Origin of the sequence: Rheinheimera sp. EpRS3, from assembly GCF_001513785.1 — a bacterium.
Lineage (GTDB): Bacteria > Pseudomonadota > Gammaproteobacteria > Enterobacterales > Alteromonadaceae > Alishewanella.
In genome coordinates this window covers 564,430-579,834 of record NZ_LNQS01000001.1, presented here as the reverse complement: position 1 = coordinate 579,834, position 15,405 = coordinate 564,430, and the positions used below count along the sequence as shown (strand labels likewise).

1 protein-coding gene (only partly in view) is annotated in these 15,405 nt (G+C 53.1%); it reads right to left on the bottom strand.

Annotation, left to right across the window (positions count from 1 at the left end):
- Window positions 1-15,405, bottom strand: the 5' portion of a protein-coding gene (locus AR688_RS02430) for a non-ribosomal peptide synthetase (RefSeq protein WP_068228597.1). The gene continues 14,628 nt to the left of window position 1, outside the view; only the first 15,405 of its 30,033 coding nucleotides appear in the window; its start codon is at window positions 15,403-15,405; its stop codon lies beyond the left edge, outside the window.

Below are 15,405 nucleotides of genomic sequence, written 5' to 3'. Positions count from 1 at the left end.
AATGTCTAAGCCATCGGCGTGTTCTGCAACCGACAGCAGCAAATCAAACTTGCTGTGCGATAACAGCTGTTCCTGCTCGCTTAGTTGCAGCCCGGCTAACTGCCAGTCGCCATGCTGCTGGGTGTGTAATACCAGCATGATCTGGAATAAAGGCGCATAGGCTGCGCTGCGTTCTTTTTGCAGTTGTGCTACCAGCTGATCAAATGGTAACTGCTGGTGCTGATAGGCATCCAGCGCTACCTGACGACTGTGCTGCAGCAACTGGCTAAAACTCATCTCGTTGTCACATTGCAGTCGCATCACCAACGTATTGGCAAAGAACCCCAGCATCTGTTCCAGTTCAGGTTGTTCGCGGTTCGCCACTGGCGTGCCAATAACAATATCACTCTGCTGACTTAAGCGGGCCAGCAGTAATGCCAGTGCCGCCTGCAAGCCCATATACAAACTGGCGCCGTGCTGCTGACATAACGCATTAAAACGCTGCAGATCTGCAGTTGCCAAACTGCGCTGACAGCTGCTGCCGGCAAAAGCCGGTTTGTCTGGCCGGTTATAATCGAGCGGTAAACTATGCAGTTGTGGCATGCCATCGAGCTGAGTAAGCCAGTATTGCTGCTGCAGCTGCAGTCGTTCAGGCGTCAGCCACAACTGCTCCCAATGGGCAAAATCAGCGTATTGCAGCGCAGTATCATCCGCTAACGTGACCTCCCCCTGGCAATATTGCAGATACAAGGATGCCAGTTGCTGCTGCAACAGGCCGACCGACCAGCCATCAGCGGCAATATGGTGCAGCGTAAACGCCAGCACATGCGACTCATCCGCCAGTTGGATAATGCCGCTGCGCAGCAGATAATCTGAGCCCAGATCAAACGGCAAGCTGGCATAACGTTGCAGTGTCTGCACCAGAGTGCGATCCGCGTCAGGATCCCGGCTCAAGTCGATAACTTCAGTCTGATAATGCTCTGCACTAAAACGGCGTTGCAGCGGTCCTTCTGCCGTCTTTATTATGCTGGTGCGCAAAATGGCATGCCGTTCCACCAGTTGCATGAACACGGCTTGTAGCGCGGCAATATTCAGCTTGCCCTGCAGGCGGTACGCAAAAGGCATATTGTAGTGCGCACTGCTGCCCTCCAGCTGATCAACCAGCCACAAGCGCTGCTGGGCGTAAGACAAGGGCACTAATGCCTCCGCCGGTTGACGCTGTAATGCTGTTATCGCTGCCGTTTTTGGCAAACGCTCAACTATAGCGGCCAGCTCGGATAACAGCGGGGTTTTAAATACTTGCGCGACACTAAGCTGACAACCGGCATGCCGGCTGATAGCCGCAACCATTCTGGCGGCCAGTAACGAATGCCCGCCTAAGCGGAAGAAGTTCGCATCCCGGCTGATACTTCCCGCCTCACGCTGCAGCAACTGCGACCACAGCTGCACCAGGTACTGCTCTGTCTCACCCTCCGGTGCACTATACTCTGCTACGTCAGCCTGCTCGGGTAAGGGCAACGCCTTACGGTCAACTTTACCGTTCACATTCACCGGTAAACTGTCCAGTACCAACACATGCGACGGTACCATATATTCCGGTAACACCTGCAGCAGCGCTGTGCGCAGCGCCGTAACATCTATTGCCGCTGCGCTGACAACATACCCCACCAGCACCTGCTGATGCACCAGCACCAGTGCCTGCTGCACGCCCGCCGCTTTACACAGCTGGGCTTCAATCTCGGCCGGCTCTATCCGGTAGCCACGCACCTTGACCTGGTCATCCCGACGCTGTAAATACTCCAGTTCCCCTATGCTGCTGTAACGCACCATATCGCCACTTTTGTACAACATCCCTGCGCCAAACGGGTTGGCAATAAAACTCGCGCCACTAAGCTCAGGCTGGCCCAGATATCCCTGGCCCACACCCGCTCCAGCTATATACAACTCGCCCCGCGCACCCACCGGCACCGGTTGCAGTGCATTGTCCAGCACATATAAGCTGACGCCGCTTAGCGGCGCGCCCAACTGCGGCCGCTCGCCTGCTATCAGGCAGGCGCTGCTGTTAACCGTACATTCGGTTGGGCCATACAGGTTATACGCCACCCGGTTATGCCGGCTATTATGTGCCACCAGATTACGCCACAGCTCGGCGCGAATGGCTTCGCCCCCTATCAGTTGATTCGGCAGCGCTTGCTCTGCCGCGCATTGCTCCAGCAACACCTCACTCAGCGAGGGAGTCGTATCCACCCAGTCTATTTGCTCGGCAGCGAAGTAAGACAACATCTGCTGCGGGTCTTTACGTTGCTCATCTGACAACACGTGTAAGCAGATACCCTCGCCCAGCAACGCCAGTGCCTGCACCGACGCATCAAACACTACCGGTGCACGCCAGGCAAACCGGCTGCCGGCCAGCGGGTACGCTGACAGTAACTCTGCCATACCATCACACAGATGACTCAGGTTACCCTGGCTGATAACCACGCCTTTGGGCTCACCCGTCGAGCCTGAGGTAAACAAGACATACGCCGCCTGCTCTGCCAGCAATACCGGCAGTTGCACCGCGTCGCTGCCTTCGCCTGTCAGGGCCAGTAAGGTCACACCGTCAAGCTCCACCCTGGTGTCGGTCAGTAAAAAGCCGACCTTGGCCTGGCGCACTATCTGCGCTACCCGGCCAACCGGTGTGCTCTCGTCAAACGGCAGGTACGCCCCGCCAGCCTGCTGGATTGCCAGCAAATTGACCACCAGCCCCGCATCCCGTTTTTGCCATACGCCAACAATATCGCCCGGTTTAACCCCCTGCTCTACCAGATAACGTGCCCGGCTGGCCACCGCGTCAACCAGTTGCTGATAGCTCAGCCGCTGCCCGCCGCTTACCAACGCCAGCGCGTCGCCTTGCTGCGCGGCATACGCCGATAACCTCGACGTCAGGCTGTGATAAGGACGCTCAGGCTGCTCACTGTTCTGATCTTCTGCTGTGCTTTTTACTACTGATTGCCGGGCCCATAGCTGTTGCACACTTTGCGTTGGCTGTTGCAATAATCCTTCGGTATAACGGCAGAAACATTGCAGTATCCTGGCAACACTTTGCTGACGTAGCAGCGCCGTATCGTATTCTAACTCCAGTAACAAGGCGCCATTGGCTTGCTCTGCCACCGTCAGCGATAAATCAAACTTCGCTACCAGTTCGTCACTGTGCCTGACGCTAACCTTATTTTGCGGCAGCGTTAATGCAGGTTCAGCCCAATTTTTATCCAGATAATTAAACATGATCTGAAACAGCGGATGGTAACTCAGGCTACGCTCTGGGTTGAACACCTCAACCAGCTGTTCAAACGGTAAATTCTGTCTGGCAAAAGACTGCTCTGCCTGCTGCTGTTGCTGTTGTAATAACGTCGTCAGCGCGACAGAACTATCAATACGGGTTCGTAGCAGTAAGGAGTTAACAAACAACCCCAGCATCTGCTCTGTTTCCGGCCGCTGCCGGTTAGCAACCGGACTACCGATGACAATATCGGTTTCTGCACTAAAACGGGCCAGCGTTAAGGCAAATATGGTTTGCAGTATCACGAAAGGCGTAGTGCGCTGCTGGCGGGCAAATTGCTGCAAAGTGCCGTTTAGTTCTGGCGTCAGTTCACTTTGCACGGCACTGCCGGCAAATTGCTGTTCAGCCGGCCGGGTATAATCCAGCGGCAGGTTGTGTACCTGCGGTAAGTCCTGTAGCAGCTGGCTCCAATACTGTTGCTCTGCACCCAGTTTCTGTTGTTGCTCAGGCTGTTGCAAATAGCAGGTGTAGTCCAGATATTGCAATGTCTGCGGCTTCTGTTCTGGTTGCTGGCTTTGCAGCAATTGCTGATACAGTTCAGACAATTCGGCAAAAAGCAGGTCCATTGACCAGCCATCAGCAGCAATATGATGCAGACACAACAGCAACTGATATTGCTCTGGCGCCAATTGCACCAATTCGGCCCGCAGCATCAGATCAGTACTCAGATCAAAGGCTTTGGCGGCGTTATCCCGGCTAATGCTCTGCAACTGCGTCTGACGTTCGTTCAGGGCCACAGCACTCAAATCGGTATACCGACAAACACCTGCAGTGGCTGCACTGATATGCATATACAGCTCGCTGTTATCGTCCTGACGATACTGGCTGCGCAAAATCTCATGTCGTTCAACTAACAGATCAATCGCCTGACACAGTAGTGTCGGCACTAACTGACCCTGAATATCAAATTGTGCCGGGATCAGATAACTGCCCCCTGCCTGCGCAAACTGACAGACAAACCACAGCCGCTTTTGAGCTGGCGACACCGGATTACGTTGATGGCGCGGTGCACTGACTATTGCTGCGTGATGCCGCACAGGTTTGGCATCGATCAAAGCTGCCAGTTGTCGGATACTGCTATGCTCAAACAGATCGCGCAGTGTAAGTGCCAGTTGCCACTGCTGACTGATGCGGCCGAGCAATTTACCCGCAAGCAAAGAGTGACCACCTAAAGCAAAGAAATTGGCCTCAACACACAGCTCAGCGCAGTCTAACTGTAACGCGTCTGCCCAAAGCAGTTGCAGCTGTTGTTCTGTCGCAGTAGCTGGCATCAGCGCCGCTATAGCCGTTTCTGCGACAGTAGGCAAAGCTCGGCGATCGATTTTACCGTTCGCAGTGAGCGGCAACTGCTCGAGCAATATAAAATGTGCAGGCACCATATACGACGGTACCCTAGCCGCCAGACCGGTACGGATTTTTGCCAGATCCGGCGTAGCGCTATTACACACCAGATAAGCCACCAGCTCTTTTTGCTGCAGCCGGTTAACGCGGCTCAGCACTACTGCCTGCACCACGTCGGCACAGTGCAGCAGTTGCTGTTCAATTTCGCCGGTCTCAATGCGAAAGCCACGGATCTTCAGTTGCTGATCATCACGACCAACAAAATGCAGTAAACCGCTGCTACAGCGGTAAACTAAATCGCCGGTGCGGTACCAACGTCCGGCCAGAGCTGCATGATCAAGCTGAACAAACTTCTCTGTGGTTAATGCCCTCTGTTGCCAGTAGCCTTGTGCCAAACCCAGACCCCGGCAGTACAACTCACCAATAGCACCTACCGGCTGCACGTTGCCGTATTGATCCACTACGATAACTTCATCGCCCGGCACTGGCCAGCCCAGTGGTACCGTGGTGGCATTGAACTGGCGCGGGATTGGATAACATAGGGTAAAGGTCGTGTTTTCGGTAGGACCATAGCCATTGATAATACTCAGCTCAGGTTGACGCCGATACATTGCCGCTACCGCTTGTGCCGATACCACATCACCACCGGTAAGCAAATATCGCAGCGTGGGTAACGGTTGAACACTATGCAAGGCGAAGTGTTCAAACACCGCAGCAGTAAGCCACAGGCTGTTAACCTGATATGTTGCTACCGCCTGCTCAATGCCACTTACCGAGATCATTGCATCCGGATACAGCACCAAAGTGCCGCCATTGAGTAATGGCCCCCATATTTCCAGCGTCGCAGCATCAAAAGCAACCGAACCAGCCTGCAGAAACACCGTTTCCTGATTCAGCGGCATATAATCAGCCAGCTTCACCAGCCGCAGTATTGCTTGCTGCGGTACTGCCACCCCTTTGGGTTGGCCGGTAGAACCAGAGGTATACATGATGTACGCCAGATCGTCGGCTTGACGTTTAACACTGGCAAAAGCCTGGCTAGCGGGTGCCAGCTGTTCCAGCACCAATACCGGCAGGCTAATGTCGGGCAACTGCTGCGCCAGAGTATGGTTGCTTAACAGCACACTGGCCTGGCTATCCTGCAGAATAAAGCTGTTACGAGACGCTGGGGCATCGGGGTCTAACGGCACATAGACCGCACCCGCTTTGTTAATTGCCAACAGTGCAATAATCAGATCAACAGAACGCGGTAACAATAACGCCACCCGGTCCGCAGCAGACACTCCGGCTTGCTGCAGCTGCGCCGCCAAAGACTCAGCGGCCTGCGCCAGATCGGCATAACTTAACTGCCGCTGTTGATAACGCAGGGCAATCTTGTCCGGGGTATGTTGCAGCCAATAAGCAAAACTCTGGTGCAGACTTTGCTGGCATAGTGCCAGCTGTTCAGCTGATACTATGCGGCTTATAGGCTCTGCTGTATCCAGGTGAATACCGCTTTGTGCCGCCTGGGGCTGTTGCAATAAGGTGGTTAGCGCCCGCTGGTAGCTATTTAGTATGCGCTCGGCTGTGGCAGCACTAAACAGATCGGTGGCATATTCAAGCTCCAGCAGCACGCTGCCGTCAGTTTGTTCTGCCACGGTTAGCGACAAATCAAACTTGGCTTTATTAAGCTCAGCTTCCTGCAACTGTACATCCAGTTGCTGCCAGTGTTCCGTTGCCTGCAAATCGGCGCCAACATAGTTAAACATCAGCTGGAATAACGGATGGTGGCTAAGGCTGCGTAGCGGATTGAGCAGCTCAACTAACTGTTCAAAACTGATATTGTGGCTGAGCAGCTGCGACAGCTGCCGCTGGCACTGCTGCATTTGCGTAACAAAACTATGAGATAAATCAACGTGATGCACTACAACCAGTGTATTAACAAAGAAGCCGATCATTTCATCCAGCCCGGCTTGCTCACGGTTGGCAAGTGCGACAGCAGTCACCACCCGACGCTCGTTGCTTAAGCGTGCAATCAGCGCGGCAAATACAGAGTGGTACAAATTAAAACTACTGCACTGAGCATCGCTGGCAAATTGCTGCAATGGCTTAGCCAGTTGTGCAGTAAGACGCAGACGGCACACCGCGCCGTTATAGCTTGGCGTCGCCGGCCGGGGGTAATCCAGCGGCAGGCTGTGCAGTGCAGGCGCGTCCTGCAACTCTTGCAACCAGAACGCATTATGCTGCTCTACATCAGTACTTTGCTGCGCCACAGCATAATCACTGTACTGCAAAGTATCGGCAGCCGCTATTGGCAGTGTTGAGCCCTGACACGCAGCGTTGTAGCTGGCAGCCAGTTGTTGCAACAGCAATTTAACTGACCAGCCATCGCCAGCAATATGGTGCAGGTTCAGCAACAAGCAGTGCTGCTGGACAGATAACCGTACCAGCTGCAGCTGCAGCATTAAATCTTTAGTTAAATCAAATTGATAGCTAGCATGTTGTTGTTGCAACCTGTCCAGTGTCTGCTGCTGCTCTGCACCCGCCAGCGCAGATAGATCTGTGCTATGCCATAAAATCGCCGGTACCGCAGTCAATTGCTGATATACACCGGTATCATTCTGACGGTACACAGTACGCAGAATATGCTGACGCTGAAACAGCGCCGTTACCGCAGCAGCAAACGCAGTGTAGTCCAGCTCACCCGTTAAAGTCAGCTGGAGCGGCATATTGTAAATACTGCTGTCTTGTTGAATTTGACACTGGTGCCAGATACTGGCCTGTGCCGCTGACAGCGGATAATAGTCAGCCGCTTCAGCCTTAACCAGCAGCCGCGGTGCGGCGTTGGCCTGTTGTTGCGTAATCAGCTGAGCCAGTTGCTGCAGCTGAGAAAACTCAAATACATGTTTTAATTTCAGCGCTGTCTGTAACGTCTGATTTACCGCCGCAACCATTCTGGCAGCCAGTAACGAATGCCCGCCTAAGCGGAAGAAGTTCGCATCCCGGCTGATACTTCCCGCCTCACGCTGCAGCAACTGCGACCACAGCTGCACCAGGTACTGCTCTGTCTCACCCTCCGGTGCACTATACTCTGCTACGTCAGCCTGCTCGGGTAAGGGCAACGCCTTACGGTCAACTTTACCGTTCACATTCACCGGTAAACTGTCCAGTACCAACACATGCGACGGTACCATATATTCCGGTAACACCTGCAGCAGCGCTGTGCGCAGCGCCGTAACATCTATTGCCGCTGCGCTGACAACATACCCCACCAGCACCTGCTGATGCACCAGCACCAGTGCCTGCTGCACGCCCGCCGCTTTACACAGCTGGGCTTCAATCTCGGCCGGCTCTATCCGGTAGCCACGCACCTTGACCTGGTCATCCCGACGCTGTAAATACTCCAGTTCCCCTATGCTGCTGTAACGCACCATATCGCCACTTTTGTACAACATCCCTGCGCCAAACGGGTTGGCAATAAAACTCGCGCCACTAAGCTCAGGCTGGCCCAGATATCCCTGGCCCACACCCGCTCCAGCTATATACAACTCGCCCCGCGCACCCACCGGCACCGGTTGCAGTGCATTGTCCAGCACATATAAGCTGACGCCGCTTAGCGGCGCGCCCAACTGCGGCCGCTCGCCTGCTATCAGGCAGGCGCTGCTGTTAACCGTACATTCGGTTGGGCCATACAGGTTATACGCCACCCGGTTATGCCGGCTATTATGTGCCACCAGATTACGCCACAGCTCGGCGCGAATGGCTTCGCCCCCTATCAGTTGATTCGGCAGCGCTTGCTCTGCCGCGCATTGCTCCAGCAACACCTCACTCAGCGAGGGAGTCGTATCCACCCAGTCTATTTGCTCGGCAGCGAAGTAAGACAACATCTGCTGCGGGTCTTTACGTTGCTCATCTGACAACACGTGTAAGCAGATACCCTCGCCCAGCAACGCCAGTGCCTGCACCGACGCATCAAACACTACCGGTGCACGCCAGGCAAACCGGCTGCCGGCCAGCGGGTACGCTGACAGTAACTCTGCCATACCATCACACAGATGACTCAGGTTACCCTGGCTGATAACCACGCCTTTGGGCTCACCCGTCGAGCCTGAGGTAAACAAGACATACGCCGCCTGCTCTGCCAGCAATACCGGCAGTTGCACCGCGTCGCTGCCTTCGCCTGTCAGGGCCAGTAAGGTCACACCGTCAAGCTCCACCCTGGTGTCGGTCAGTAAAAAGCCGACCTTGGCCTGGCGCACTATCTGCGCTACCCGGCCAACCGGTGTGCTCTCGTCAAACGGCAGGTACGCCCCGCCAGCCTGCTGGATTGCCAGCAAATTGACCACCAGCCCCGCATCCCGTTTTTGCCATACGCCAACAATATCGCCCGGTTTAACCCCCTGCTCTACCAGATAACGTGCCCGGCTGGCCACCGCGTCAACCAGTTGCTGATAGCTCAGCCGCTGCCCGCCGCTTACCAACGCCAGCGCGTCGCCTTGCTGCGCGGCATACGCCGATAACCTCGACGTCAGGCTGTGATAAGGACGGCCAGAGATCTGCTTTGTATCGGGTTGAGTGCTAATGTCAGCCAGCTGAAGCGAGGCCAGACTATGCTGCGGCTTTTCTACCAGTTGTTGCAACAACACATGAAATGCCTGACTAAGCTGCGCAACAGTGGCCGGGCGAAATAGCGCACTGTCAAACTCCCAATTCAACTGCAGCCAGTCGTCGTGCTGTACCGCATCCAGCGTTAGATCAAATTTGGCAATGCCCGGCGGACTGTCTTGCAAAGCACACTCCAGCTGGTTAAAGCATAGGCCAGAGCCGGTCTGCTGACGGAAACTAAACATGATTTGAAACAGCGGATGGTAGCTCAGGCTGCGCTCTGGATTGAGCACCTCGACCAGTTGTTCAAACGGATACTGCTGGTTCACCAGCATAGCAGCATGTTGCTGTTTATCCTCAGTCAATTGCTCAATAAAACTGCGGGATAAATCAACATGGCTACGCACAACAACCGTATTAACCAAATAACCCACCAACGATTGTTGCCACTCTTCTGTGCGGTTTGCCACCGGCGAGCCGATAACGATATCGCTGTACTGACTATACCGCGCCAGCAAAATAGCAAAACTGCTTTGCAGTAGCTGATACAGCGTAGTGTGTTGCTCTGCCGCCAGCTTGCTCAGCGCTGACAGTAACGAGGAGCCAAGCTGCGAGTGCAGCAGATCGCCACGATACTGCTGCTGTGCCGGCCGGATAAAATCGGTGGGTAGCTGATGCAAAACGGGTAACTCTGCCAACTGCTGCTGCCAGTATATACTTTGCTGTTGCATAGCTGTAACAACGTCATCCTGTTGCAGCCACGCGGTATACTGGCCGTAGTTGATAGCCGCCGGTTCAAGGCTGGCACCATTATAAAGCGCCGCCAGTTCGTCAAGCAGCAAACTGACGGCATGGCCATCGGCCGCAATATGATGCAGACATAAAAGCAATTGATAATACTGAGGGCTGATACGCAGTACTTTAGCTCTGATCGGATAATCTGCAGCCAGGTCAAAAGGCGCCAATGCCATAGTGTTAACTTCTGCTGCCAGCCACGTCGTCGCATCCTGCTCTGCGCCGGGTTCGCTGTACTGCAGCAGTGTTGTCGGTACCGGCAATGTGACCACAGCCAATTGATCCTGTTGTTGCCGGTACACAGTACGTAAAATATCATGCCGCTCAATTAGTTGTATTAAAGCACTGTCAAGCTTGGCGCTATCTAACTCACCGTTAAACTCGATAGTCAGCGGGATATGGTAAGCTGCAGCCTGTTGCTCTAATTGGCATAGCAGCCACATCTGCCGTTGTGCGGCTGAGGCCACACCGGCGGCAGTTAGTAACGTCGGCGAAGCGAATACAGTAGTGCTGCGGTGCTGATCCAGCCAGGCAGACAACTGCATGATAGTGGGGTGTTCAAATATCTGACGAATACTGCACTGCCCGTAGCCTTGTTGCACTATGGCGCTAACGACTCGGGCTGCCAGCAGAGAATGCCCCCCTAACGCGAAAAAGTTAGCGTCTACAGAGGTTTGCTCAATATTCAGCTGCAAAAACTCAGCCCAGATTTTCTGCACACAGCACTCAGTTGCCGTTGTCGCTGGCTTAAACACCGCATCAGTCAGCTGCCAGTCTGGTAGCGGCAAAGCTTGACGATCAAGCTTACCATTGACGCTACGGGGTAACGATGACATTGCAATAAAGTGTGCTGGCACCATAAAGGCTGGCAATTGTGCTGCCAATGCCTCACGCAGCTGCTGCGCTGTTACTGCCATGTCTGCTGTACCAGTGTCTTGTTGCACATAATATGCAACCAGTGCCGGTTGTGCCGCTTTGTCCTGTTGCAACAGCACTGCCGCTTCACGAATTTGTGGCAACCTGCTAAGACAGGCTTCAATTTCTCCCAGCTCTACCCGGTAACCCCGTAGTTTTATCTGATGATCTCTGCGGCCAATAAACTGATGTTCCAGCTGCGGCGTCAGGCGCACCAAATCGCCGGTTTTATACAAACGTTCACTGGCATTAAATGGACTGTTTATAAAGCTCTGTGCGGTTAGCTCTGGCCGGTTCAGGTAACCCCGGCCGACTGCCAGCCCCCCGATATACAGCTCGCCCACTGCGCCTACAGGTAAAGGTTGCAAGGCGTCATCCAGCACATATAGCCGGGCAGTCGGTAATACTTGCCCCAACGTAATACGCTGCTGCGGCAAAATTGGTCCTAAAGTTACGGCGATAGTACATTCAGAAGGGCCATAAGCATTAAACAACGCATACCGCTCAGCCCAGCGCCACGCCTGTTGTTCATTGCAGGCCTCACCCGCCACCATCAACGCCTGCAGTGCGTAGTCGTCACGGCAATTTAAATGCGCCAGCAGTGCAGGCGGCAACACCGCATGGGTAATATGTTCTTGCAACAGTTTTTGTTCCAGCGCCAGCATATCCAAACGCTGGGTTTCGTCACACACATGCAGCGATGCGCCGCTGCAAAATGCCATAATCCACTCGAAAGTGGCGGCATCAAAACTGACAGTGGCATATTGCAGCACGCGGGACTGCGGACTCAGTTGCAGCGGAGACTGCAGCGACAACGCCAGTTCCAGCAAAGCACCACGCTGTAACAACGTCCCCTTGGGTTTACCGGTAGAGCCTGAGGTGTAGATCACATAGGCCAGTTGCTCTGGCTGCAGCACTATATCCGGCAGGGTATGCGGATAATCTGCTAAACAAATGTGCTCCAGCACGATTACTGCATTATGGTTGTGTAATCTGGACAACAGTTTTTGCTGCGTCAGCACTAACTGACAACCGCTGTCACTGAGCATATGCCCGATGCGCTCATCCGGATAGGCCGGGTCGACTGGCAAGTATGCAGCGCCAGTTTTAAGCACCGCTAAAATAGCAATCAGACTGCTCGCAGATCGTTCAGTACACACAGCGATAATTTGCTCTGGCAACACTCCCTGAGCTAACAAATAATGTGCCAGCTGAGACGACTGCTGGTCCAGCTCGCGGTAACTGAGCTGTTCAGTGTTAAATTGTAATGCCAACTTGTCGGCATATTTTTCCGCAACCCTTGCCAGCTGTTGACCCAGTTCAGTGCCGTTGGCGACCTGCCCTAATAGGCCCAGCTCCGCCAAGCTTTCACTTGATGTCAATGCTAACTCTGCCAGGGGCCGGTGCAATTGTTCGGTTAAGGTTTCCAGTAGATAGCAATAACTGTCAGCCAGTGCCTGTATGGTTGCCGTGTCAAAAAGCTCTGTTGCGTAGATCCAATTGCACTGGAAGCCTGCAGGAGTAGACACAACTTCCAATGTCAGATCGAATTTTGCTTCTACACTGGCACTTTCGGCCAGCGTGGCGTTCACGCCATTGAACAGGGTCAACTCACCACTAAAGCCAGCATCACGGAAACTAAACATCAGTTGGAACAACGGATGATAGCTTAAGCTGCGTTCTGGCTTTATCAGATCTACAATGTCGTCAAAGGGTAAATCCTGATGATCCTGCACAGCGAGTATATATTGTCTGGCACGTTGTAACGTATCCGCTAAGCTTTGCTGCATTGACAACGGTAACCGCAGAGGCAGGCTGTTGACGAAAAAGCCGGCTATCTCTTCAAACTCAGGTAGACGACGGTTTGCCACCGGCGTGCCCAGTACCACATCATCGGTGGCACTGAATCTGGCAATCAAGACGGTAAACAGGGTTTGTAGCAGGCTAAAGCAACTGGCGTGCAGTTCATGACACAGTTGCCGGACGGTCTCGGACACCTCGCCAGGCAACACCACCTGCAGCTGACTGCCGGCAAAACTCTGGCGCTGCGGCCGGGCATAATCGGTAGTTAAACTATGTAGTGACGGGGCACCTTGTAATTGCTGTTGCCAAAACTTGCGCTGACGCTCAGCCGCGTCTGAATGCAGCCACTGATGCTGCCACTGTACATAATTCGCGTAATGCCAGCTTGTGTCTAACGCTGCTTTAGCGCCACCACAATACTGATTATAAAACGCCGCCAGTTGCTCCAGCAGCAAATCCATACTCCAACCATCAGTAATAATGTGATGGCAGGTCAGGATCAATACCCGCTGCTTTGGCAAACAAACCAGCTCAGCATCAAACAGAGTACCAGCTGCAAGATCAAAACACCGGCGACTTTTTGCCAGTATGTAATCGTTTAGCTGCGCGCTGGCACTCTCAGTTGTGGACCAGTCCTGCAGACTTAGTATGTCCGCAGGCGCAGGCAGGGTTTCCTGCCATAAATTATTGCTTGCAGCGTCCATAATAAAACGGGTGCGCAATTGAGGCTGTACCTGAACTAAGCTGGTCAGCGCTTGTTGCAACGCCGTGACTTGCAATGAGTCACTAAAATAGATCACCGACTGCACAGTATTCGTTTCTTGTTGCGAAGACAAACTGTTGCTCAGCCACATCCGTTGCTGGCCTGCCGACGGTGCAAACCGCTGCGGCAACGGCATCGGCTGTAATACAGCTTGCCGCTGTTGCTGTTGCTGCGCCAGCCAGATGGCAAGTTTACGCACAGTGCTATGTTCGGCAAACTGCGCAAAACTCAGCTCAACACCATACAGTTGCGCCAGGCGCGCCAACATCCGCGTTAACTGAATAGAATGCCCACCCAACTCGGTAAAACTATGCACAACACTGATCGGACCAGAGTTTAGTATGTCCCGCCATAACTGTGCCAACTCACTTTCCAGCGCCGTAGCTGCAAAATGTTGTTCAGCCAGCACAGACGCTGACAGCTTAGTAGCCAACAGCTGCCGACGATCCACTTTACCACTACTTAATAACGGCAAGCTATCTAACCAGCAGCCGTTTGAAGGCACCATAAAACGGGGTAACTTCGACGCTAACCAATCACTAAGCTCAGACCATCCAGGCTGCAAATTACCGGCCGCCCGCATAAAAGCGACCAGGCTATCCTGTTCAGCCAGTTTAACAACCACCGCCTCGGCAACCGCAGGATGTGCATTGAGCTGATTTTCAACCTCACTGAGTTCAACCCTGAATCCCCTCACTTTTACCTGCTGGTCACGCCGGCAGACAAATCGCAGCAGTCCGGACGCATCGCGGGTTACAATGTCTCCGGTGCGATACCAACGCCCCTGCTCGTTCTGATAAAAAGCTTCAGCAGTTTGTTCTGGATTGTTGATATACCCTTCGGCCAGACAACTACCACCAATATGCAATTCACCTTCATGCGCAGCAAACCCCTCTACCGGCTCAACTTTATACAACCGCGGGGCGAGCACTTTGCCTATTGCCACAGACGTTCCCTGTAAATCTGCGACACTCAAGAGATGATAGCAGGCCGAGATCACCGTTTCTGTCGGACCATAGGCGTTAAATAAGCGGCAACGACCAAATAACTTGTATTCCTGCCACCGCTCGATGACCTGCCGCGGTAACACATCGCCACCAACAACCACTGTATGTAGCGTACTGTTATGCCAATACGTTTTAGCTGTAGTCCCCTCAAGTAACAGCATCAGATAAGCAGGCGGTACATCTGTTGCCGTGATCTGGTGCTTGAGGGTATAGCGATAAAACTCAGAAATGCTAAGCTGCTTAATTTGTTTTAAATGTAAACAACAACCATGCATCAAGCTAAGCCACAGTAGTTCCAGCGCAGCATCAAACGTAAAAGCATTAATATGCAACAGGATATCGGTGGCAGATAACGAAAAATGGGTAGACACTTGTTTCAGGTGAGCTGCTAGCGCTTGGTTAGTTACCAGCACACCTTTTGGTTGCCCTGTACTACCTGAGGTGTAAATAATATAGCCATCAACAACATAATTTTTATAATTTACATTAAAATCAAAAAGATAAAAATCATCAAACAGGTTAGTACAACTGACACTAAAGAGTTCCGCATACTGTTTTACCTCGTCGGTCACCAGTAATACCAGGCCAGTATCTTCGACCATATAGCGGGTGCGCTCAGTAGGTGCTTGGGGATCTAACGGAACAAATATCGCGTTTAACTTACACACTGCCAGATAAACAGTTAGGTACCGAGCAGATTTCTCCAATAGCACGCCAACGGCATCCCCCGGCTTGACGCCGAATCTGGCAAGTTTAACGGCACAAAAATCAACCTCTTTAGTTAATTTTTCGTAACTTACCATTTCTGTTTCAGATACAATTGCGATACTCGTCGGGAAGGTAGCTGAAGACGCCAAAAATGCAGAGTAAATAGCTGATTTTGTTTCATTAATCAC